The organism is Methylomicrobium sp. Wu6 (genome assembly GCF_035916875.1).
Taxonomy (GTDB): Bacteria; Pseudomonadota; Gammaproteobacteria; order Methylococcales; family Methylomonadaceae; genus Methylomicrobium.
In genome coordinates this window covers 42019-66004 of sequence record NZ_JAXUHN010000055.1, presented here as the reverse complement: position 1 = coordinate 66004, position 23986 = coordinate 42019, and the positions used below count along the sequence as shown (strand labels likewise).

Here is a 23986-nt window from a genome sequence, read left to right as displayed (position 1 = left end):
TGAAATACGAGTGGCTGCCATTCCAATCGTTTACACCTACCGAACTTGAGGAGGCTATCGATGAAATCGGCGCTGGTTTTGGCTCTCAATACCAATTTACTTTCTGCTAAGCACTTATACGGTGGCGCCATTGGACTTTAGTCCAATGGCCGAACTGTAATTGCATATCGGCCTGAATGGGTTCACTCATAAGCGCTTAACAAAAAGCCAATCCGTATAAAGACCCGAAGTCTTCACCGATTTTATCAACGATTGTTCGGGTTCTTCAGGCGTATAAGTGCATGTGCAAAATAAACCCGGCATTTTTTAGAACGCCTTGTGAAAGGTGGTAATAAAAACAATAGCATGCCTGAAATTGCTGGCTGGATAAATATGCATAGGTACTTACCATTTAAAGCGAGGCCATTTGTACGTCATCTTGTGCCTGAGCATTTCTATCCGGTTCGGTTCAGGACTATAGGATGGCAGGAAATAAAATCGCCTCCTTTTTTCCAACGGATCCCAATAAAGCTCCAGTTTTTTAGCCATCTGAATGCATGCATTGCCCATTTTCGATTCTGAAAAGGGCGATTTAATGTGCAGTAATTTTGAAGCGAATGTCCGGTAAGCGATAAAATATCCTGCTAATCGATTATTTTTTAAATTCGTTAACGGAATTCAATGACTATCACCACACGTTTTGCCCCCAGTCCTACCGGTTATCTCCACATCGGCGGCGCCCGCACCGCTCTATTTTCCTGGCTTTACGCACGCAAGCACGGCGGCGATTTCATCTTGCGCATCGAGGATACTGATCTTGAGCGCTCGACGCAGGAGTCGGTCAATGCGATTTTGGAGGGCATGACCTGGCTGGGACTCGAATACGACAAGGGGCCGTTTTACCAAACGCACCATTTCGATCGCTACAAGGAAGTGATTCAGCAATTGCTTGCACAGGGTGATGCCTATTATTGCTGCTGCAGCAAGGAAGAACTGGAATCTGTGCGCAACGAGCAAATGGCCAATAAGGAAAAGCCGCGCTACAATGGCAAGTGCCGCGATGCGGGACATAAAGGCGATGACGGCCGCGATTATGTGGTCCGTTTTAAGAATCCTGTGGACGGCATGGTCACAATCAACGATCTGGTCAAAGGCGACATCGTGGTCGCCAATAAAGAATTGGATGACTTGGTGATCGCGCGGGCGGATGGTTCGCCGACTTATAACCTGACCGTGGTGGTTGACGACATGGATATGAAAGTCACACATGTGATTCGCGGTGATGACCATATCAACAATACGCCTCGGCAGATGAACATTTTGAAAGCGTTGGGCGCTGCGGTGCCCTTATATGCGCATTTGCCGATGATATTAGGCGCGGACGGCGCGCGGCTGTCCAAGCGTCACGGCGCGGTCAGCGTGATGCAGTTCCGCGATGACGGTTATTTGCCGGAAGCGTTGCTGAATTATCTGGTGCGACTCGGCTGGTCGCATGGCGATCAGGAAGTTTTTTCGGTCGATGAAATGGTCGAATTCTTTGAACTGGAAAACGTGAATGTCTCCGCGTCGACGTTCAATACGAAGAAATTGTTATGGCTCAATCATCAGTACATCATGAACAGCGACCCGGCGCATATTGCGCGTCATTTGAGCTGGCATATCGGCCAGTTGGGCATCGATCCTTCGGAAGGGCCGGCCTTGGTTGAAGTCGTGAAAGCGCAACGGGAACGCAGTCAGACTTTGATCGAGATGGCACAGGCCAGCGCTTTTTTTTACCGCGAGTTTGATGAGTACGATGAAAAAGCGGTTAAAAAGAATTTCACCGCGGAAGCCGCGGAGGTGTTGGCCGCACTGCATGAGCAATTTGCAAGAATTGAAGACTGGCAAGGGGAGGCGCTGCATCAGGTGATAGTCGATCTGGCCGAAGCCAGGGCATTGAACATGGGCAAGGTGGCGCAGCCATTGCGTGTGGCGGTGACCGGCACGGCCGTATCCCCGGCGATCGATGTGACCTTGGCATTGCTCGGTAAGGGTAAGACCTTGGACAGAATACAAAAAGCGATCGAGACGATAAAAAATTTGAATTAAGGCTGGACAATCTGTCTAAACCCCTTTAAAATGCGCGCTCTCATCTGATGGGGCCATAGCTCAGCTGGGAGAGCGCTTGCATGGCATGCAAGAGGTCAGCGGTTCGATCCCGCTTGGCTCCACCAAATCAGACGGATTGACACTTATTATTGTCCCCATCGTCTAGCGGCCTAGGACACTGCCCTTTCACGGCGGTAACAGGGGTTCGAACCCCCTTGGGGACGCCACTAGCTACTCTATCAACGATGTGTTGATTTAGAAGGTAATAAGTAAAAAAGCCACTTTGGCATGCTTACGTTCTTTCGAACGGTATGCCTGACAGACCAGACTCTGTCCCCATCGTCTAGCGGCCTAGGACACTGCCCTTTCACGGCGGTAACAGGGGTTCGAACCCCCTTGGGGACGCCATATTCGAAGGGCTATCCGGAAAGGATAGCCCTTTTTTATTGCCTTCACTTTAACCGATCGGTCGGTGCGAGTTCAGATTACTCCGTCGTGATTCGGCTTGATGTTTGCCCTGCTGTAAATCAAATCGACCAATTGTTTAAACCATCGCGTGCGGTTCAGCACCACGTACAGGATCAAGGTTTCTAGTATCGGCACCGGAATCACATGCAACACGATTAAGACGATCAGGATCAGGGCTGAAAAGAACCGGGGCAGAAAGTCGATTTTATTTCGATTCATTCGCTTGTATTTTCGGGTTTTTTACTGCTATAGATTTGATCGACCAGATTTTTAAACCAGTACGGACGCGCAACCAGAATGTACAGCACCAGGGTTTCCAATATCGGAAGTGGAATCACGTGCAGGATGATCAACCCGATCACCACGATGAAACATAACGCCATTCTGGAGTAGAAGGAATCTTTATATGGGCTCATGAACAAGGGGGAGGTTAGTTGAGATCATTCATATCGTTTTCATTGCCGCGCGTGGCCGGTATGATTGTATATATCCAGAACCGCGTTTTTGAACCATAGCGGCCGGAAAATCAGAATATACAATAAGATGAGCGATGTGACAGGAAATGGTAAAGTATCAAGTATCATCAACAAAAAAACAACGATAGTCCATTTGATTCTGGCAGTGGTGGAGTTATGACTCATGTTGCATAAATTCAAGATGGCTCGGATGTCATAAAATACCCCAATTCGATCAGATTAAACAGCGCAAGATCGGTGCTCTCATTAATATTTGCCTCTTTCCATGCGGTCGAGCAGGATCGCAATCAGCATATCGTTCATCACATTCACTCCGGACCGGCAGCGGGCAATGATCCAGTCGATCGTAGTGATCAGCGGCACCGCGGTAATGACCAGCGCTTCCGGTAGGCCAGCGGTGCTGAGCACCAGGGGCAAGGCGATCAAGCCTGCTTCGGGAATTCCCGAAATGCCGACGCCGACCATGATCGCGGCGGCGACGATGATCAATTGCTGTGCAAGATTCAGATCGATGCCGATAGCCTGTGCCAGAAACAGCGCGGCCATCGCTTCGTACAGAATAATGCCGTCATTGTTCAAATTGGTGCCGATGCAGACAGACAAGCGCGCCGATCGGCTTGAAATGCCCATGTTTTCGGTCAGGCAGCGCAGGGTGATCGGCATCGTCGCGAGGCTGCTGTTGGTCGATAGCGCGGTGATGATTGCATCGGCGCCTTCGCCAAAATAGCGTTTGATCGGCATCTTGCCGCCCCATTTCGCCATGCAGGGATAATAAACGAACGCATGGATCATCAAGCCGCCGAGCATGGTGACCAAAAAAACCGCAACCAATGCAAAAACATCCAGGCCCGCTTTGCCGACCACTTGCGCGACGACGCCGAAAACCGCAAACGGAATCGCCTTGACGACCCAGAGCAGCATTTGAATCAGCAAGTGATAGCACACGCCGATCAATTTTTCGATCATGAGCAGGCCGGAACGATCTTCGTCCGCTGTTTGTTGCTTTAACCGGCGGATCGCGCTGCCGGCCAGCAAGGCCAATAAAATGATCGCAATCACGTTATTTTTAACGAACGGCTCCGCCAAACTTTCTGGGATGTAGCCGATGATATTTTTCAGAGGGTCGAGCGATAGGTTTTCCGGTATCGTTTTTGGCGCAATGGGGTTTTTCCCCGTATGCAACTGGGCGGTCATCGCCGTCAATCGGCCTTCCCAATAGCGGCCGGGATGCAGGCTATTCATCAGCGTCAGGCCGATCACCATCGCCACGGACAGATTCATCGCACATAAAGCCAACAGACGGCGGCCGTGCTTGAACGAAATGTCCGTATTGATCATCGCTTCCATAATGGCAAAAAAGATCAGCGGCGTTGCCAGGGATTTTAAGAGGCGGATCACCAATTGGCCTAATTGCCCCAACGTCGAGTTGTTCAATAAATCAAAGCCGTAATTTTCGGTCCCGAAAAATACACCCAGTGCAGTGCCGGAAAGGACGCCGATAATCACCTGCACATATAAGGGCAACGCGGTCAAGCTGATTTTGTGCATGGGTCGTTTCTTGTGCTAGGGTTATAGGATAGATATCACTTCCGAACAGTGTAACATTCTGTTTTATGCGAGGATAAGCGCTTCGGCCTCTTGAACGCGCTATCGGATTCGAGAATCTGGCGTTTCGCCGATCTGCTGTCATTTTGTCGCGGCCGGTTTGGGTGTAACATTCTTGGAGTCTATAACCATCGGAGTATTGCCATGAGTTCCTGTTGCCATGATCCCACCGAACCGCCTAGAGTCGATCCCCGCGATGTTCTCAGGGAACAGGAGCATTACGATAATCTGGTCCGCGATCTTTTTACCGGCGATCCTGAAAGAATTTTGCTTAGATTGTTGAACGAATCCAATGCCTATTTGCGGGAGTTGGCGGCGCTCAGGGCGCATTACCCCGCAGTACGTCTTCAAGCGATCGCATTGTTGAATGACAAAAGTTTGGATGCCCTGGAACGCATCTCCGAAAAGGAACTGGATTCGCCTTTCGGGGAGGCGGCGCGGCAACGGATCGAGCAATTGAAATAATCCGGCATCTTCGCGATGCGGTGTTCTCCGGTTACTTTTGGATAGTAAGATTTGCTCCTGGTACGACACATCAACACGATAAGAAAAAATGGGCAAGAAAGAGTATAAAACTACATTGACGCAGTTGCAGATCGAATTGGTCAAGCTACAAAAGCACATCATCAAACATGACGAAAAAGTGTTGATCATTTTCGAGGGCCGGGATGCTGGCGGTAAGGACGGCTCGATCAAGCGCATCATTCAGCATCTAAGTCCGCGCGAAACCCGCGTGGTTGCCTTGGGTAAACCTTCCGACCGGGATAAAAGCAGTTGGTATTTTCAACGCTATACGCCGCATTTGCCCTCGGCGCAGGAGATGGTGCTTTTCAACCGCAGTTGGTACAATCGTGCCGGCGTCGAGCGGGTGATGGGTTATTGCAATGACGAGGAATACCACGAGTTTCTCGAAACCGTGCCGGATTTCGAATTGATGCTAGTGCGGTCGGGGATTAAGCTCTTGAAGTATTATCTGGACATTAGCCGCGAAGAACAAAAACGGCGTCTCGAAGATCGTGAACGGGACCCGCTGAAACAGTGGAAAATCAGTCCGGTCGATCTGGAAGCTGTCAAGCGTTGGGACGACTATAGCCTTGCCCGCAATATCATGCTTGCGAGAACGCATCGTCTGTTTTCGCCTTGGACCATGGTGCGCGCCGACGATAAAAAAAGCGCCCGAGTCAATATCATCAAGGACATTTTGTTTCGCCTCGACTACAAGGACAAAGACGAGGCCCTGGTGCTTCCCGATGCGGACATCGTGTTCAATTACGCGGAAAATTATCTGAAACACGGTATGATCGCGCAGTAGTCGGAGGTTGTCATAATTGCCGGTATTTCGGCAGCTTATATACCGCCCAGATCTGGACTATTTCCCTGTCCATCGATAAACCCGAACAGAGTCCTTTCACGTTGAGGACATATTCAGTAATTAAAATTGCGTACTGTGCCATACCGCGAACTTATGTAGGGTATCAGAGTCGATAGCCTAACATTTCAACGTTGCAAAATCGGTGGGAATTCCATGACCAATCATCAATCAAGCGCCGCCCCAGTTACCGCGTCGATAATTTCCCTGTTGCAAAAATGGCTGGATCGCAATGTGATCGATTTGGGCCGGCAGATGCGCGTCAGTTATGTACCGCCACTGATGGTTTATCTGGCGGCGGGTGTGTCCGGTTTGACCGGCATCGTCGGGACATTTTTCGTGAAGGAGTATCTCGGTTTGTCTGCCGAGTTTCTGGCTGCGCTGGGTTTTTGGGCGATGTTGCCCTGGGCGTTGAAGATGCCGATGGGTCATCTGGTCGATTTATTATGGCGTTTTAAGGCCCGCCTGGTCTATTTGGGCGCGGCGCTGATCGCCGCCAGTTTGCTGATAATGATAAACCTCTTAGGCGATAGTGAATATATGCGGCATGTGTGGCCGGTCGAAAGCTGGTATGTACTAGCGGCGCTCTTGGCGCCGGTCGGTTATGTGATTCAGGATACCGTGGCCGATGCGATGACCGTGGAAGCCGTTGCCCACTGCGACAAGGAGGGGCGTCCGCTTCCTGAAGCGCAAATTCTGGCCGCGCACACCACGATGCAAACTTTGGGTCGAGTCGCTATTATCGGCGGCAGCTTACTCGTGGCAGGCGTCAATGTCGGATTCTTCAGCGGGATCGGAACGATGGGGGCGGCCGAGAAAGCCGCGGTTTACCTGTCGATATACCGGTGGGCGCTATGGGTTCCGGTGATCTCGATTCTGGGTGTCGTGTTGTCGTCTTATTTGCGATCGCAAGAAGAATGGCGGCTTGCCGCACAAGGTTATGAGTTTGATGAAATCGAACGCATGTCCGCCGCCGGCGTGCATGAAGCGCCCGCGGTCAATTGGCCGCTGTTGGGCGGCGGGCTCGGATTCGCGTTTTTCGCGGCAGTGATGGGGCTGGGCGGCTTCTCGAACAGCGAGGAGATCGTTTTCATCGGCTCTTTGTCCATCGTGATGTTTTTGATGTGGCGGTTGACGATGGATCTCGAGAGTAAAACGAGAAATCAACTGTACGGCACCGCCTTCGTGATCTTTGCGTTTCGCGCGGTGCCGACGACCGGCGCCGGCGAAACCTGGTGGATGATCGACGACCTCGGTTTCGATCAACAGTTTATCTCGAAATTGTCGCTGATTTCGAGCGCGTTGACCTTGCTCGGCATGTTTTTGTTTCGTCGTTTCATGGCCGAGCGGCCGATTACCTACATTATCGCGGCACTGACCATTGCGTTGACCCTGTTGTATCTACCGAATATCGCGCTGTATTATGGTCTGCATCACTGGACGGCGGCGTTGACCGGCGGCGTCGTCGATGCCCGCTTCATCGCGTTGGTTGATACTGCGCTCGAGTCGCCACTGGGGCAAATCGCGATGATTCCGATGCTGGCCTGGATCGCCAATTCGGCGCCGAAGCAATTGAAGGCGACTTATTTCGCGGTTATGGCGGCGTTCGTGAATCTGGCGCTGTCCTTGTCGCAACTGTTGACAAAATGGTTGAATCAAAGCTTCGTGATCACGCGTGAGGTTCGCGACGTGGCGACCGGCCAGATCATGACTCCGGCGGATTATAGCGAACTCGGCTGGCTATTGATCGTGGTGATGGGATTGAGCTTCATGATACCGGTCGCGGCGATTGTGTTCGCGAAACGGACGTTATTGCAGGAACAGCCCTGATCTTAGCCTTCCGGCAAAAAGCCTCCGGCTTGCATATTCCATAAGCGATAGTAATAACCTTGCAGCGCCAGTAATTCGTCGTGCGTGCCGTCTTCGACGATGCGGCCCTGATCGAAGACCAGGATGCGGTCGAGATAGGCGATCGTCGATAAGCGGTGAGCGACAGCGATTACGGTCTTCTGTCCCATCAGCCGGGCCAGATTTTCCTGGATCGTTTTTTCGGTAACCGAATCCAAGCTCGACGTCGCTTCGTCCAGGATCAGAATCGGTGCATCTTTCAGTATCACCCGCGCAATCGCGATCCGCTGCCGCTGGCCGCCGGACAATTTGACCCCGCGCTCGCCGACCAACGAATCGTAGCCTTCCGCCATGGTCTGAATGAAGTCGTCGGCATGCGCGAACGCGGCGGCACTGACGATTTCCTGATCGCTCGCATCAAGCTTGCCATAGCCTATGTTTTCCTTCAGGCTGCGGTGGAACAGCGTCGGGTCTTGCGGAATCAGGCTGACTTGCCGATGCAGCGACTCCTGAGTCACCCGAGCGATATCGGCGCCGTCGATGCAAATTCGGCCCTGCTGCGGCTCGTAATTACGCAAAATCAGGCTGACGAAAGTCGACTTGCCCGAGCCCGAAAAACCGACCAGGCCGACGCGCTGGCCGGGTTCGATCGTAACATTAAGGTTCTTGAAAACCGGCTGATCCGGATGATAGCCGAAGGTCACGTTCTGAAATTCGATGCGTCCCTCGGCGACATTCAGCGCATTCGCATCGGGCGCGTCAATGATTTCGTGCGGTTCGACGATCGTCTCGACGCCGTTCGCGATATTGCCGACATATTCGAAAAATTCCAGAAAATGGCGCGACAGATTGCGTGCGTCGCTGATGATGATCAGCGCGAGACCCACGCTCATCGTAAAGTCGCCGACGCCGATCAGTCCGTCTTGCCAGAGCGTTAGCGCATAATAAATTGTGCCCAACTTCAGCGCGGCGGCGGAGATGAATTGAAACCAGCGCACCCGTTCCATATACCAAAACGTTCGGCGCGCGGCGTTCAGTTCGATGTCCAAAAAACCTTGCAGATAATCGCGTTCGAATCCTTGATGCGCAAACAGCCGGGCATTGAGGCTATTCGTGACCGAATCGACGATTTTGCCGTTGACCATGCTGCGAATACCGGCATAGCTTTGTGCATAAGGCCGGCAGCGCGTGGCCAGCCAGAAGGAGATCGCGACATACAGAAAGACCCAGGCTGCGACGAAAAGTCCGAGTCCCTGATGCACACTCAGCAGCAAGCCGGCGGATACGCTGAAGGTGACCGTAATGGGCCAGAAATCGCACAGCACCGCCCATGTCGTATGATTCACACTGATCGCGGTTTCGCTGATCCTGTGCGCGAGCGCGCCGGCGAAATGGCTGCTGAAATAGTGCGCCGAATGGCATTGCAGATAGGTAAACAAGGCGCGCGTCGTGCGCTGGCGCAGGCGAGGGCCGATAGTGATCAATACCGCGCCGCTGGCCCGGCTGCACAGAATTTCGGCGATACCCAACCCGGCCAATAGCAGCAAGGGCTCCCGCAATGCGTCGAGCGTGCCTTGGGCATCGGAAAGCCCGTTCGATACCCCCTGCATGATTGCCTTGATCGCATAAGGCACCAGAATGGTACCCGCCGCCTGTCCCGTTTCGAAGATCACCATCAATACCAGCCAACCCTTGAAACTGGACAGGCAGTAGAGGATGAAACGAATCGTGCCGGTAGGCAAGGGTGGCGCTGCGCCGGCGCGGGGTGGCGTCTGAGAGGGTTTCGTTTTAGGCATCAAAGACAGGGGATGCGGACAGGAAAAACGCTTATTATATCCGGCCGAACCACGTCAATGCCTTATTAATTGCGGTTTCGATATGGTGTATCGGAGCTTTTTCAAGCGCTCGCGTAGCACCGGCAAAAGTCCGGCTTCGCCGACTGCTTTTGAAAATGATCTTATACACGGTATTTTCACCTATGCGCGGCGTTTTACGGTGCGCCTGTTGCAGATCGATCGGATTGCGCCGGTGGATTTGAAAAAAGCCGGGAGTTTCCCATTCCTCATTACTTCAATGAGTCCTCCGGTTTGTCGCCGCTCAGGCTTATTCTTTGACTGAAAACGCCTTACAATAGACAACTTCAAATCCATACACGAGGACTGTCCTTGTCAGATCACAAGCCTTACAAAGTCATGTTCAGCGCTGGCGAAGCGTCGGGCGACCAGCATGCAGCCCATCTGTTTCTCGAAATGAAAAAACTTCGGCCCAATATTCAAGGCATCGGCATGGGCGGCGCGAAGATGGCCGGGGCGGGGATAGACGTGCGTTACGATTCGTCGCAAATTGCGGTGATCGGCGTGGTCGAGGTGCTCAAGCATTATGGCGAAATCCGCCGCGCGCTGAAATCGATGCAAGCCCTGCTGGCAGATCAGCGCCCCGATTTGCTGGTCTGCGTCGATTACAAGGAATTCAATTTCAAGTTGGCGACTTACGCCAAACGGATCGGCATCAAGGTGTTGTTTTATGTCAGCCCGCAGGTGTGGGCCTGGCGTCCGGGTAGGGTCAAGCAGTACGGCCGCGTGATCGACATGATGGCGGTTATCTTTCCTTTCGAAACGGCTTATTACGAGGCCGAGAACGTGCCGGTGCGCTATGTCGGTCATCCATCGGTCGATAAGGTTCGCCCCCAACAAAGCAAAAACGATGATTTCGCGCGCTTCGGTCTGGATACGCAAAAGCCCGTCGTCGGACTGCTGCCGGGCAGTCGAAGCGGCGAAATCAAACGCATGCTGCCGGTGATGTTGAAAGCTGCCGAAGGGATTGCCGTGCGTACGCCGGGCGCCCAGTTTATCTTGTCGCAAGCCGGTTCGATTTCCGACGATATGCTGCAAGGTTATATACGAACGTCGCCGGTGAAAATCACTGTGATCAAGGATCAACCGTATGACGTGATGCAATGCTGCGACGCGATTATGACGACATCGGGCACCGCAACACTCGAAATCGCCTTGTTGAACGTGCCGTTGGTCGTTTGTTACAGACTATCGCCGCCGACCTATTGGCTGGGCCGATTGATGGTCAAAACGCCGTTCATTGGCCTGCCGAATATCGTGGCCGGCAAAGGTATCGTCAAGGAGTTGATTCAACATGAGGCCAGCGCCGAAAATCTGGCCGCCGAGATTAGCCGAATTCTGACTGATGCGGATTACGCCCGGCAAATACGCGGGCATCTGCAGGGCGTGAAAGAGAAATTGGGGCAGGGCGGCGGTTCGAAAAATATGGCGGAACTGGCGTTGGAGATGCTGGCCTCGGCGCCTAAAAATTGATATTGAAATTGGTCAGCCAGATGTGATTGGCTCCATCCGGCGCGCCGAAATTATTCACGTATTGAAACTGATAGCCGGTATCGATATTGATCTTGGGCGTGATCTTGTAGCCGACGCCGACATAACTCCGGTTCTGGTTGATGCCTGGCTGAACCGAATTGGCCAGACGGCCGCTGTTGAACGAATTGAAATACACGAACAACTCGTCGGCTGCAATCAGATAGGTCTTGGTTTCGGGCAGTGTGTAGACAAAACGGAAACGGTGGCGCATCCGGAAGGCGGTATCCTCGTCCGCAAAAAAACGCTCCTCCAGGCGGAAGCGGTATTGAAAATTCAATTGCGGCGTCCAATTGTCGATCCATTGCACTTGCTGCATGAAATCGTGGGTGGCCAGGTCGAAGTCGGTGTCCTTGCTGTATTCGCCCTGCCAGGTATAACCGAGCCAGAATTGCAGCTTCGGGGTCAATTTGTAGCCCAGCAGGGGTCTGACGATGATCTGGCTGAATTCGCCGTTGTCGTGTTTCGTGCGCGGCGCCAGTTCCAGAAAGGCCAGATACCGACTGCCGCCGAAGTCGGTCTGATAGGTATTGCTGAGCCACATGCCCCAGTCATCTTTGACAGGGGCTGCCGTCGCAAGACTGGTTACTGTGATCAAGCCGCTAAACAATAGAGTGAGTGAATGTTTCCGCATATCTGAATTTTGTTGATTCCATCATGTCTTCGAGGCGCAGTAATTCCGAAAATCAATGTCCGGGAAGATGTTGTCCATGATTTCGAGCGCGGTCAGATAGCGCTCGTCGATTTTGCCTTTACGCAGGCTGTCATATAAAAAATTGAAACGGGCCAAATGATCGGTAATGCGTTTGTTCGCATACTCGATCGTGGTACCCGATTTGATGATGAAAGGCCAGTCGGAGGATTGGGCGAGCAGCAACGAGCGGAACGCTTGATTGAATGCTCTTTCCTGCAACGCATTGACCGAGACGCCTTGCAGTTCCGCGACGAAGTCTTCCAGTTGCCGGCCGGCCTGATGAAGGAAAGGATAAATCCAGTCATTCGTTTCGTTGATCCAGTAGCTTGAATAGCCTTGAGCGCCCCAGGTCGAGGCGGACGGCGTTGCGACTTGCGGAGGCGGGGCTTGTTTTAAATAGTCTCCGCAACTGATAGTCTGGATGCCGTTTGACGCTTCGCTCGCAATACGCAGCACCTGTTCGAGCCAGCAGGGGCCTTCAAACCACCAATGGCCGAACAATTCGGCATCATATGGCGCGACGACATGCGGCGGCCGGTCCATGCGGCCTGAAAGTGCATCGATTTGCTGTTGGCGTTTATGAATGAAATCGCGCGCATGCAGTTTCGCTTTCGCACGAGCCTGTTTCGGTTGGTAAATTGCCTTCGGTTGGTTTTCGCCGGTCACCCGATAGTACTTGATGCCGGTATTTGCGCGGATTTGTCCGTCCAGAATATACGGCCCGATGTAATCCAAATCCAGATCGAAACCGATGTCGCGGTAATATTCGCGGTAATCGAAATCGCCCGGATAGCCTTGTTTGGAACTCCAGACCTGCTCGGACGATTCGGGATCGCGCGCAAACGCGGCGACGCCGTTTGCGCAGGCCAGCGGCGCATAAACGCCATTGAGCGGCGGTTGGCTGGCATTCAAAAGGCTGTGCGCATCGACGAAAAAATACGCAATGCCGGCGTCTTTTAAGAAGGATTCAAGCCCAGGATAATAGCCGCATTCGGGCAGCCAGAATCCCTTCGGTGCGATGCCGAAGTGCGTGCGGAAGGTGTCGATGCCGATGTTGATTTGATTGCGCACCGAGGCTTCGCTGACACTGAGTAAGGGCAGAAAGCCGTGCGTTGCGGCGGTCGTGATGAGTTCGAGTTTGCCGAGCGCCTGATGCTTGCCGAACGCGCCGAGCAAATCGCCGTGGTACTGGTTTTGATAGACAGCCAGCGCATGCCGGTAAAAACGGCGGTACAGCCGCGCCAGTTTATTGAATTCCGGCGCCTTACGGGTCCTGGCGATTTCCTTCTCGGCCAGTTCGATCAGCTGGTGCAGATGCTTCAGGTAGCGGCTTTGCAGCAATTCGTCGCGCAGCATTGAGATTAACGGCGGCGACAATGACAACGTTAAACGGTAGTCGATATGATCGTCTTCGAGCCGGTCGAGCATGCCGATCAGCGGGATATAGCATTCGGTCATCGCCTCGAACAGCCAGTTTTCTTCGAAAAAACTCGGGTGTTCGGGATGGCGCACGAAAGGCAGATGCGCATGCAGGATAATGCTGAGAAAGCCTTTTTCCATCGGAATGCGTTAGAGTCCTAGGCCCGAGGCGTTTTTTGGGGGATTTTCCAAAACGTTACGCAGGGCAGGTTCGGGAATCAATTCCGCGTCGATCCTGTTAAATTTGAAAATGCTCATAAGTTCGGTATAAAGTTTTGCTGGATCGCTGATAGGGTCTGCCGGGCTGCTCGGATGCAGCTTGATGGACCAGTCCTCCGGAAAATGCGCGCCTTCCTGCCGCGCCGCGCTCAGGATGCCTTGTAAATGGCGAACGGCAAACGCCGGCTCCTTTGCGGTTGAGGCTTGTTGCGCCGGATGATCTATGGCAAGCCGTTTGTTGTTCGGCGCGGTCGGCACATGCACGAGATTCGAATGCGCGAGCACGTCGAGACTACGGTCCGGATTCAATTTACCCAACGCGGCGGAATAAAATGTATTGTCGATCGGCAGGCGAATTTGTTTCCGGCTCTGGGAACGGCCGGCGGGAATGTCGAACCAGATGTTCGAGCGGGTGATTTCCCGTGTCGCATCCGGCCGCCAGTAAATACGCAGAGTCAAAGGTTTCTGTGGTTTGTGATCGGCCGTAATCGGCGTTTGGCCGGGACCGGTATCCCAGTATGCATACAGATGGAGGGGGTCGACAGGCAGCAAGGTGATTTCTGGAGCCCTGTTGGAAGCTTTCGGTGCGTAGCGTTGGCTAATGTCCCGGCCGATCGCCTGCAATTCCCGATGACTGAAGCCTTCGATTTGCGGCTGTTCCCGCAATACGGCGGCTGGCGGAGGCGCAGTCACCTTGGCCGGCGCAGTTTTATCCGGAGAGAATTTAAAGCTAATCTCCGCGCTGATCGCTAGCATCTCATCCCGAGTCAGTTCGATGGGAGAACGAGGTTCCGCATCTTCAAAAGTCATCAACATGCATAAATATGGTGTTTAAACTTTACCGGGATTTTCATTACCGCAGCCGGCGAAATCGTCCATTTTCGGCTCTATTCAGCAGGCACCTCTGCTGCATAGGCAAAATTGTTGGGGCCAGTATAATCAATTTAGCGCGGCTAGCCAATTGATCCGGCTAAAAGTTGAGTTTTCTGGGGTTGGTGGGGATTTTGAGGGAAGGTTTTTATTCAAAATGGGGGCGATTTAATCGCTAGCCTGTCCTAAGGCCGCCCTTGCAGCGAAGCCTGTCGAAACGCGGGTTAAAACGCTCAAGATTCGGCAAGGCTTGTTTGCGCGAAGCCGATAAGTCCACCATGAACGGCTTCACGCAATGGCACCGCTCTTTTATGACGCCATCTTCAACATGCCCATGCCGTTCGGTTTTTTGACGATCTGCAGGCGCGCCTTGAAGCGTTTCTGTACGCTGTCGACATGCGAAATCACGCCGACCGTTTTGCCGTGCTGCGTATGCAGGCTTTCGAGCGTGGTGATCACGGTAAACAAGGTCTCGGCGTCGAGGCTGCCGAAGCCTTCGTCGAGGAACAGCGAATCGACCGATTTGCCGTTGCTGGCCAGTTCGGATAGCCCCAGGGCCAAGGCCAGGCTGACCACGAAACTTTCTCCGCCGGACAAACTGCGCGGTAGACGGCGCGCGTTGCCTTGCAAGGTATCCTCTATCTCGAGCGCCAATCCATTTTCGCTCGGCATTTTGCGAAGATAATAGCGGCCGCTGAGTTTTTCGAGCAAGGCATTGGTCTTGCCGAGCAATTGGTCGGCGATTTTCTCCCTCACACGGCGGCGGAATGCCATGCCGTTTTCGGCGTTGATCAGTTGCTGCTCTTCGGTCAACGCCTTTACGACCGCCTCCTGCTCTTCGAGGTGGACTTGCACCGCATCGTATTTGCTGCGCAGGCGCTCCTGCTCCTTCAGCAAATTGTCCAGATGCCGCACTTCGAAATGCGCGATTTCGAGTTTTTGGGAGACGCTGTGCACCTGCGCATTGATTTCATCGAGCGACAGTTCGGTGTCTTTTTCGAGCGTTGCGGCTTCCAATTGCTGACGGTTACTGTCCATGACGGCCGCGGTTTCGACGGCGCGCTGCGCCAGATAGGCGGCTTTCTGTTCCAGTTCGAGGCGGGACGCCTGTAGCGACAGGGTTTCCTTGACCTCTTCGACCCCTGAAAAATTGGCTTCGCGTATTTTCGTTTGCAGGTTTTTCTCCAGCAAATTTGATTGCGCCTGCTTTTTGGCAAGCCGTACGCGCTCGGTGGCTATCAGCTTCTGTTTGTCGAGCAGCGCCAAATGCAGTGCAACGCTTTCCTCCTTTTGCAGCTTATGGCTGAAGCCGGCGATTTTTTCTTCGTAGCCCTTCAATTCCTCACGGAGCGCCTTGTCGCTGGCTGCCAACGCTTGCAGGTCTTCCTCCAACCCTTCTTTCCGAATTAACTGGCTGTGATAATCGTGACGACGGCGGCTGAGTTTGTCGTAAAACAGTTCTTCCTTGCCTTTGCCCGGCATTTTTTCGCCGAGCAAGGCAAGCTGTTCGTTGACTTTTATCGCCAGTTCCTTTTCTTCCTGAATCGCCGCGCTCAATGCATTCGTGATTTCGAAAGGATCCTGCGGCTGATCTTCCCGTTCCGCTTCGAGTTTTTGATACGTGGCGGTCAATTGCTCGATCGCCGCGCTGCTTTTCGCAAGCTGCGCCTTCAGTTTTTCGATGCCTTGAATCTTGTTGCGGTGCTTGCCGAGCAGAAAAGCGATCTCTTTGAGTTGCTTGTCTTCCTCGTCATAAAGCTCGCTCATGCGTTTGATTTGATCGATCTCGAGGTTTTGCGCGATATTCAGGCGGTTGCGCAAGGTGCCCCATTGGGCCTGAATCTGCCGCGCTTTTTGATTGGTCACCGCATGTTTTTGCGCCAACCTGCGCGCATCCTCGACCTCGACTTCCATCCGTTCGGCCTTTGCGATTTCCGCGCGTATGCGCGCCTGCTGATCGACCAGCGCCTTCTCGGAACTGCCGACCGCGGGCGGTTGTTTCGCATAAGGATGCTGCAACGCGCCGCACAAAGGGCAGGGCTTGCCGTCGATCAGATGATGGCGGTCGGCAACCATCCGCCGCATCATGTTTTCGCGGTAAACCGCGCCTTCGAGAATCAGCTTGATGTTTTCGTCGCGTTTGATCGATTCGCGAAGTTCCGCGAGTTCGGCCGCCAGCGCATCCGGATCGGGCGCCGAGCTCGGCGCCTTTCTGAACAGCCCGAAAAGGCCGGAACCGGTCCCGGCCAGTTTGCGGTACTGTATCGCCAGTTCCTGCAACGCCTTGAACGACTTCACGCGCTCCTGCTGGTCGCGGTGTAATTCGGCAAGTTCCTCGGGCGTTCTGCTTTGCAGCAGCGAGCTGACGGTGTTTTCCTCGGTTGCGAGTTGCTCCTGCAACCTGGCGACGTTGGCGGTTTCCTTGTCGATCGACGCTTGCGTATTGCGAAGCGCCGCCGACGCGTTTTTTGCCCATTCGTCAAAGGCCTTTTGCTTTTGGCTCAACTCCTTGATGTCCGTGCGCAGATTTTTTAGTTTGATCGTCTCGGGAAAATTATCGATCAAGGGCGCATCGCCGGCATGCTGTTCGAGCCAAGTGTTGATCTCCTGCAACGCGGCTTTCTTTTCGACGCCTTGTGCGGCCAGCGCCTGCAACTTGCCCGTCTGCATCGACCGCGCCAACTCAAGCTGGCTCATTTGCGCCTGCAGGTCATAAAGCGATTGCTGCTGATCTTCGAGAGATTTGGCGCCTAAGGCTTCCGGCGCCATTGGGGGTTGACCGTATCCGGCCAGCAAATCTTCCAGTTGTTTCAATTCGGAGGTTAACGCGGCCAATGCCGACTGGCTCTCCCGCACAGCCTGACTGCTTTCCTGGAGCGCATGCAGATCATCAGCTAACGGTTTCAAATCCTGCAATTTATCCAGGCGGTTCAGGATTTGTTGCATGCGGTCATGCTCGTTTTCGAAGTCTTGCAGTTCCTTTTTTTGCCCCTCGATCCGGCCTTGCAGGGCTTCTATCTTTTGCAGCGCGAGTTGCTGTTCCTGAAGCCAGTCCAACTCCTCCTGCAATTCGTTAAACTGGTTGTTGAAGTCCTGCAAGTCATGCTCGGAGGCCTCTCGTTTCGCCGCGTCCATAATCGGCACCAGCGTCAGTTCCCGGCTGATCCGCTCCAGGTTCTGATTGGCATCGGCCAGCTTGGTTTCGATATCGCGCTTATGGTCGGCATAAATATCGGTGCCGACGATTTTTTCGAGCATGTCCATCCGCTCGCTGTCCAGCGCATTCAGAAACGCGGCGAAATCGCCCTGAGCGAGCATGATGGAGCGGGTGAAATTACGGAAATTCATACCGGTGATTTCGGTCATTCGCGCATTGACTTCATGCGGCGTCAACGCCAGCACTTCCTCATGATCGTTCAAGTGCAGAAACTGCATCTCTGGCGGCAATAACCCGCCGCTCGCATCGCGCAGCACCCGCCAATACGAGCGGTATTTTTCCTGACCCAACGCAAACACGATCTCGGAAAAACATTCGGCGGTATGCCGGGTCATTACGTGCTCGGCCGGACGGTCGAAGCGGTAAGTCTCGCCATACAATGCCAGCGTAATCGCGTCCAGAATGCTGGTTTTGCCCGAACCGTTCGGCCCCGTTATCGCAAATACGCCGGTGTCGGCAAACGGGGATTGTTCAAAATTGATCCGATGCTCGCCTTCCAACGAGTTGACGTTTTTGAAGTGAATGCTGAGAATCTTCATAGGTTATTGTTTTATAAATCGATGGAAGACGCGCGGGTGAGGGCGTTGAGGATATGCACATGATATACGATGAGACCTTCCGAGAAAACCGTTCAAATGGATTTGATTGGATGGCGCCGCGAGAGAAGTGGAAGACGCCCTGATCGCCTTTTACAAAGCAAATCCACGAAAACAGCAACTGTAAAATGCCGATGCCTCCAACCGCGCGGTAGAATGGCGCAATACCGACTGCTACCACGAAATTGAGGATAACGACCGAACATAAAACTTCCAGCAGTTTTTGGCGCAGCCTGGCAAACTGATTCAAAATCAGGAGGCTCGTGATCGTCTTGGCAATCGGGAAATCCGTGACGGCAAAAAAAACTGGCGCCCGAAAAGCAGTAAACTGGAAAAAATTTAAATAGATCGAATGCCTCGGATAGACCCATTCCTGCCGGTCGCGTTTATCCAAACCGGCCAGTCAGCCAAATCCAGATTCTGCAAACTGGAGGGCTACAAAGCAGCCATTGGCGACCTTACCCAATCGGCCAAAACCCGCCGGCCACCAATCGTCTGTGAACAGCTCGTTTATATGCAAAAGCCGTCACGCAGCGACTTTCAGTGAATAGGGAACGGAAAGGTTCTGGCTAAAACAGGTATTTGGGTATTTAATTTGTTTTTAACCACCCCAATTGGAGGCCATGATTGCTGAATATCTGTATCATCTTCCGATCAAATACCCCTGCCACGACTAGTGTGAAGAAGCAAGTGTTTGATAAATGATAGTGCTTGCTTTTATGGTAACTTGATCATGGATCATATGCATTTCACCAGACCGATATGTCTGACATAAGGTAAGTAGCTGAATGACACCAACTGAACAATCTTTTAAATATGCTGTATTCGTGAGTTACGCCCACATTGACGACTCTGACGGATGGGTGACGGAATTAATCAGTGCCATTGAGGAAGAGCACTCGCGTTTTAGCCCTGTCCCGCTGCTAATCTTTTTTGACCGGGATGAGATCCAGACCATGGCTGACTGGGAACACCGCATATTGACAGGACTTCGCGATGCTGAGCTTATGTTGGTTGTTGTCTCGCCAGCTTATTTCGAGAGCCGCTACTGCCGAAAGGAGTGGGAGATTTATTTAGAGCACGAACTTGACCGAGCCTTTCCTGGCGAGGGTGTTGCGCCTGTATATATTGTCAAAGTACCGAGCTTCGAAACAGGTGGTGGGGAAACGCAGCTTGATAAGTGGATTGTCAACTTGCGTCAACGGCAATATCTCGATCTGTGCGATTGGTACGGCAAGGGGCCACAGGCCTTAGCTTTAAAAAAAACAGACCTACGGATAAACCCAGCAAAACCAGCAAGGCCAAGACGATAAAGTAGCGGAGTTTAGTCGAGCTAGTTTTTTTGGGGATTTCCATCGATAGGGAGCGTAGATAGATTTCTTCTTTTCGGAAAACAACGCCTCGATTTTAGAAACGATAACTCCAAGGCGTAAGAAGCTTCAAAAATCCAGATTCGTTCTGACTCCCACTACCCACGCCTCCTTTGGGCCAGGCAGAATCACGGCCGGTAAATGGCCCAGGCCGGGTAGGTTCGCTCCGGTCAAGGCCGAATTGACATACTGTACATCGGCAGTCACATGCAGCCAGGGTGTAAAGGCGGCATTATAAAAGGCTTCGAGACCGGTTTCGTCATGAATTCCCAGGCGGTTGAGGGTGGGTTCATCGCTTGCGCCAAGCGCATAGCCGCCAATACCCCAATTGTCATGGGGGCGCCAGGAACCCACGCCGACACCGCCCAGGCCGAAAGCGACACTCCATTTGACCGGGTTCGGATGACCATCGGACACACCGGCGCGGACAAAAGGTCCCCAACCTCCCTTCGAGTCCCCCTGAATATATTGGTGGGCATTGTAATAAAGGGCCCAGATATCGGCGTTGGTTTTGACAGCCTCTCCTGTTCTTAGGATTGACGCCAAATGCAAACGGGGATCCGTACCATAATCAAGCTTCTTCCGGTCGAAGCCGTAAGCGAAACCGAACGTTTGCTTTCCAGGCAAACCGGCCAAGGTGTGCTTGAATTGCCATTCGGTCAGAAAAGTCGTTCCTTTGTTCCGTTCGAAAGGGTTATATCCCGCTGTTTCTTCCGCATTGATAAATCCCGCAGTGCCGATAATATTTTTGGTTGGATGAATAATGACGGTTGCCCCTAATGTCGTTAGCAACGGCACGACGGCGCCCATGACCGGCGAAATCCGCATCCCGACGTTCATAAATTGGGAGCGGGAACGCAAATTTCCGGCAAATTCATTCTTGTCGCCATCCGCCACATTCATCAGGCCGAATGCAACGCCGAACTTTTCCGACAAAAACTGGGCATAAGTCAGTTCAGTCAGCGCCAGTACCTCTTGGTTTGCATGGTTCGGCACTTGGGGGGACAAGGCATCGCCGTTGGATGGCATCAGGCCGCCGGTGCGAATGCCTAGCGAATCGCCCACTCTTCCTTCTCCGCGCACCGTCAAGAAGCCGCCTGGCCAAAGCCCTGCCTTGCCGGTATCGATCTTCAACAGCATGTTGAACATTGCATCGCTTGCAGTCTCTTTCAAACGAGGGAACGATTGACTGATCCGATTTCCGGGGAACTGACTTAACAGGGAGCCATCATAGCCGCCGGACGCGGCATGCTGGGTCACATGGGTCGCATTCAAATCCAGCGTCACCCCGTGCTCGGCCATGTCGTTACGAACGCCGCCCCAGTCGCCGGTGAGTGTGGAACGAGAGAAAAGCTCCCCGGAATAAGTTGCTCCGCCAGGAGTCTCGCCGCTTTGTACGGCATGGCTGAAGGCCAGCGCACCGAACAGAACCGTCCTAATAAATATATGCATGGCTAAATTCCTGTTAAAACCTATTTCACATCGATTGTCACCGACTCGATCTTGCCGGTAAATCGGGTTTTAGCGCCTTCGCCGATGTCATCGACTACCGGTGTGGCTTCGTCAGTCCCCACATCGGCAGTTTCGTCCGCTGAGAAGGCCATTGGATGCGTGCGTTCGATGCGGCCCTCGGCGATTTTACGGCCATCGACAGAGAGTGTGCCCATGCCACCTTTGCCCAGGCCGCCACCATCGTAAGCAAAATCGAACACCAAGACCGCCTTACCGGCTGGCAATGCCTCCTTGGCATTGATAGTGTAGTTGTTCAGTCCAAGGTAGTTATAAGTATAAGCAGGTTTTCCATCCTTAAGGTACAGACTCCACCCACCAAACCGTCCACCTTGGGCAATGATAACGCCATTAGCGCCACCTTGGGGAATATCGATCTTGGCGGTAATGGTCTTGGACCGGTTTTTCACGTTGATGAAGACATTTTCCAGCATCCCGGTCATGCCTTCTGCAAGAGTCAGGGACGTGCGATCGCCCATCAGGTCGGGCCGGCCGACCAGCTTGGCATTAAATCGTTCGATACCACGGTCGTCGATCGGCAGCACGTTGTACTTGGCCGCTTCCGACATGAACAGTTTTTGCATCTGAGCCAATTTCTTTGGATTATCCTTTGCCTGATTGTTGCTGAGGCTAAAGTCCTTACGCACATCGAATAGCTCCCAGGCATCTTCGGCCAATGGGTGGCGAGGTTGCGGCTCCCAAGGCGCCTTATGCACCGTTCCGGCAAACCAGCCGTCGTGGTAAATGGCACGGTTGCCGAAAATTTCGAAATATTGAGTCAGGTGGCGATCTTTGGCGTGTGCATCATTAAAACTGTATGCCAGGCTGACACCCTCGATTGGAATCTGTTTAACCCCATTGACGATCTTGGGTTCCGGAAGATGAGCCGTTTCCAGTACGGTCGGCGCAATGTCGATGACGTGATGAAACTGACTGCGGATTTCGTTTTTAGCCTGAATGCCTTTGGGCCAGTGAATCACCATACCGTTGCGGGTGCCTCCAAAGTTGGATGCCACCTGTTTGGTCCACATGAAAGGCGTATCGAAAGCCACTGCCCAGCCCGCCGCCATATGCGGAAAAGTTTTCGGATCTCCCCAATGATCGATATGTTTGATTTGGTCCTCGACGGTTTCCTTGATGCCGTTGAAATAGGTTATTTCGTTGTACATACCCGACATACCGCCTTCCGCGCTGGCGCCATTGTCACCCGCGATATAGATGAACAAGGTGTTGTCCAATTCGCCGATTTCCTTTAGGGTGTTGACCAGACGGCCAATCTCGTGATCGGTCTGTTCGGCGAAGCCAGCGTAGACTTCGACCTGACGTGTGAACAGGCGCTTTTCATCGTCTGAAAGTTTGTCCCAATCCTTGATAGCCTCCGGTTTGCCCGCTAGCCGGGTTCCGGTTGGGACAACCCCCAATTGGATTTGCCGCTGTAACGTTTCCTCCCTCAACTTATCCCAGCCCTGGTCGAATTTGCCTTTGTAATTATCCGACCACTCCTTCGCTACATGGTGTGGCGCATGCGTTGCGCCGGGTGCATAGTAGATAAAGAATGGCTTGTCGGGCGTCAGCGCCTGCTGGTATCGCACCCAGGCAATGGCCTGGTTGGTCATATCCGTAGTGAAGTGATACTTCGGATCGTGCGGCGGCTCGACTTTGGTCACCCCGTCAAAAATAGTCGGTGACCACTGGTTGGTTTCCCCTCCGAGAAAACCATAAAACTTGTCAAAACCCTGCAAAGTAGGCCAGCGAGTAAAAGGCCCCGAGACACTGGTTTCCCAAGGAGCAGTTTCATGCCATTTGCCGAAGGCGCCGGTACTGTAACCATTGAGCCTAAGCATTTCGGCCAACGGTGCTACGCTGCCGGGAAGCACACCGGTATTACCGGGGAAAGCCGTCGCGGTTTCCATGATAGAACCCGTGTTGCCGGTATGGTGGTTACGACCGGTTTTTAATGCTTGCCTAGTAGGCGAGCATAGGGCGGTCGTATGAAAATTATTGTATCGCAAGCCGCCTTGAGCCAGACTGTCCAAAGTTGGCATTTCAACCTGGCCGCCGAAAGTTTTCGCGGTACCAAATCCCATGTCGTCGATCAGTACGATAACCACGTTTGGCGCGTCCTTAGGTGCTTTCACTTCAAAACGCGGCGGGGCTTTGGCGTTGCGAACATCAAGTTCGGTAATCCGAGGAGGGGTGGGTTCCGAAATCGGCAGTACGGTGCGATCGATGCCTTCTTTTTGCTTGGCTTCGCTTTTGGCTGCGGGGACTTCGAAACTGGCCAAAAACAAAGTCATTAAAGTGACAAACACAATATGATTTTTTTTCATTATTCTTCCGTATGGTTAAGAAAATTCCCAGGCAGTGGCTCAGCTATTGTCATCTAGAACTCGGCACAATTAAATCACGCTGTTACGTTTTTGGGCTCAATTAAGGGGTTTTGTTATTTTTAGAGGTTTCCAACAATCATTTCTCTGCAACGATTCTATTCCATTTCCCATGGAGTCACTATATTCCAGAGCAAGCAGATCGCACTATTGGACTTTAGTCTAATGTCTGGGTTGAAAAAAATGAATTCTTGTTTGGATCAGTCCGCTCATGTGAAATATGTTAAGTTCTAGGTTATGCTGATATAAGAAGACAATCACTAATTTATATAAATCATGTGGTTAGAATAAATGGCAATTATAGGCACCGTTAATTCAGCATGGCTTGTCTAAACTCAGAATCCCAAAGAGTCTTTGGATGCCTTTATTTCATTTCAGCACGATAGTAACTCATTGATTAGCGGTAAGCGTTACGTCAACAGAACCTAGTGTAAGCAAATATGACTCATCCTACGGTGCAAACTATTGGTATTTTTACGAATTGCCAAA

General features: G+C 52.6%; 17 protein-coding genes and 3 tRNA genes. 9 read left to right on the top strand and 11 right to left on the bottom strand.

The genetic code is table 11. The features are described 5' to 3' along the window. Nucleotides 1-660: 660 nt before the first annotated feature. The 4 genes from gltX to U2W12_RS05685 all read left to right on the top strand — a co-directional run bounded on the left by gltX (nt 661) and on the right by U2W12_RS05685 (nt 2475). Entirely contained in the window at nt 661-2067 is a 1407-nt protein-coding gene (gene gltX, locus U2W12_RS05700; RefSeq protein ID WP_326499700.1) for a glutamate--tRNA ligase, read from the top strand. A gap of 49 nt (nt 2068-2116) precedes the next feature. Further along, a tRNA-Ala gene (locus tag U2W12_RS05695) sits at nt 2117-2192 on the top strand. Nucleotides 2193-2218: 26 nt separating this feature from the next. Next, nucleotides 2219-2294, top strand: a tRNA-Glu gene (locus tag U2W12_RS05690). A 105-nt stretch (nt 2295-2399) separates the two neighbouring features. Further along, a tRNA-Glu gene (locus U2W12_RS05685) sits at nt 2400-2475 on the top strand. Nucleotides 2476-2547: 72 nt separating this feature from the next. Here the strand turns inward: U2W12_RS05685 and U2W12_RS05680 are convergent. The 3 genes from U2W12_RS05680 to U2W12_RS05670 all read right to left on the bottom strand — a co-directional run bounded on the left by U2W12_RS05680 (nt 2548) and on the right by U2W12_RS05670 (nt 4559). Continuing rightward, nucleotides 2548-2754, bottom strand: a complete 207-nt coding sequence (locus tag U2W12_RS05680; RefSeq protein ID WP_326499699.1) for a hypothetical protein — start codon at nt 2752-2754, stop codon at nt 2548-2550. Further along, nucleotides 2751-2951 carry a hypothetical protein gene (locus U2W12_RS05675; RefSeq protein ID WP_326499698.1) on the bottom strand — a complete coding sequence of 67 codons (201 nt, stop codon included), beginning with the start codon at nt 2949-2951 and terminating at the stop codon, nt 2751-2753. Before U2W12_RS05675 ends, U2W12_RS05680 begins: the two co-directional genes overlap by 4 nt. A 306-nt stretch (nt 2952-3257) precedes the next feature. Beyond that, nucleotides 3258-4559, bottom strand: a complete 1302-nt coding sequence (locus tag U2W12_RS05670; protein ID WP_326499697.1) for a dicarboxylate/amino acid:cation symporter — start codon at nt 4557-4559, stop codon at nt 3258-3260. Nucleotides 4560-4760: 201 nt separating this feature from the next. Between U2W12_RS05670 and U2W12_RS05665 the strand changes: the two genes are divergently transcribed. From U2W12_RS05665 to U2W12_RS05655, 3 genes are all read left to right on the top strand, one after another. Continuing rightward, a complete protein-coding gene (locus U2W12_RS05665; protein ID WP_326499696.1) occupies nt 4761-5081 on the top strand; it encodes a hypothetical protein in 321 nt (106 codons plus the stop codon). Between the two features lie 88 nt (nt 5082-5169). Then, complete coding sequence (gene ppk2 / locus U2W12_RS05660) at nt 5170-5928, top strand: polyphosphate kinase 2 (protein ID WP_326499695.1); 759 nt, start codon at nt 5170-5172, stop codon at nt 5926-5928. 213 nt (nt 5929-6141) lie between these two features. Beyond that, nucleotides 6142-7815, top strand: coding sequence for a hypothetical protein (locus U2W12_RS05655; protein WP_326499694.1), 1674 nt, complete (start codon nt 6142-6144; stop codon nt 7813-7815). Nucleotides 7816-7817: 2 nt separating this feature from the next. Here U2W12_RS05655 and U2W12_RS05650 read toward each other — a convergent pair whose 3' ends face one another. After that, nucleotides 7818-9629 (bottom strand): ABC transporter ATP-binding protein, encoded by a 1812-nt coding sequence (locus U2W12_RS05650; RefSeq protein ID WP_326499693.1) that lies wholly within the window; start codon nt 9627-9629, stop codon nt 7818-7820. A gap of 369 nt (nt 9630-9998) precedes the next feature. On the opposite strand from U2W12_RS05650, the gene lpxB reads away from it, so the two are divergent. Then, a complete protein-coding gene (gene lpxB / locus U2W12_RS05645) occupies nt 9999-11159 on the top strand; it encodes a lipid-A-disaccharide synthase (protein WP_326499692.1) in 1161 nt (386 codons plus the stop codon). On the opposite strand, the gene U2W12_RS05640 is transcribed toward lpxB, so the two are convergent. The 5 genes from U2W12_RS05640 to U2W12_RS05620 form a co-directional block, all read right to left on the bottom strand. Next, nucleotides 11149-11850 (bottom strand): DUF2490 domain-containing protein, encoded by a 702-nt coding sequence (locus U2W12_RS05640; RefSeq protein WP_326499691.1) that lies wholly within the window; start codon nt 11848-11850, stop codon nt 11149-11151. The two genes, lpxB and U2W12_RS05640, sit on opposite strands and share 11 nt — an antisense overlap. 21 nt (nt 11851-11871) lie before the next feature. Next, nucleotides 11872-13470, bottom strand: coding sequence for a 1,4-alpha-glucan branching protein domain-containing protein (locus U2W12_RS05635; RefSeq protein ID WP_326499690.1), 1599 nt, complete (start codon nt 13468-13470; stop codon nt 11872-11874). A 9-nt stretch (nt 13471-13479) separates the two neighbouring features. After that, entirely contained in the window at nt 13480-14358 is an 879-nt protein-coding gene (locus U2W12_RS05630; protein WP_326499689.1) for a DUF4912 domain-containing protein, read from the bottom strand. A 369-nt stretch (nt 14359-14727) separates the two neighbouring features. After that, entirely contained in the window at nt 14728-18174 is a 3447-nt protein-coding gene (locus U2W12_RS05625; protein ID WP_326499688.1) for an AAA family ATPase, read from the bottom strand. Beyond that, entirely contained in the window at nt 18107-18625 is a 519-nt protein-coding gene (locus U2W12_RS05620) for a hypothetical protein (protein ID WP_326499687.1), read from the bottom strand. The genes U2W12_RS05625 and U2W12_RS05620 overlap by 68 nt, the downstream gene beginning before the upstream one ends. Before the next feature lie 394 nt (nt 18626-19019). On the opposite strand from U2W12_RS05620, the gene U2W12_RS05615 reads away from it, so the two are divergent. Beyond that, the gene (locus tag U2W12_RS05615) at nt 19020-19544 is read left to right on the top strand and encodes a toll/interleukin-1 receptor domain-containing protein (RefSeq protein ID WP_326499686.1); all 525 of its coding nucleotides are present in this window, start codon (nt 19020-19022) and stop codon (nt 19542-19544) included. A 126-nt stretch (nt 19545-19670) separates the two neighbouring features. On the opposite strand, the gene U2W12_RS05610 is transcribed toward U2W12_RS05615, so the two are convergent. Continuing rightward, on the bottom strand, nt 19671-21053 hold the full coding sequence (locus U2W12_RS05610) for a carbohydrate porin (RefSeq protein ID WP_326499685.1): 1383 nt from the start codon (nt 21051-21053) through the stop codon (nt 19671-19673). Between the two features lie 20 nt (nt 21054-21073). Beyond that, entirely contained in the window at nt 21074-23440 is a 2367-nt protein-coding gene (locus U2W12_RS05605) for an arylsulfatase (RefSeq protein ID WP_326499684.1), read from the bottom strand. Between the last annotated feature and the right edge of the window lie 546 nt (nt 23441-23986).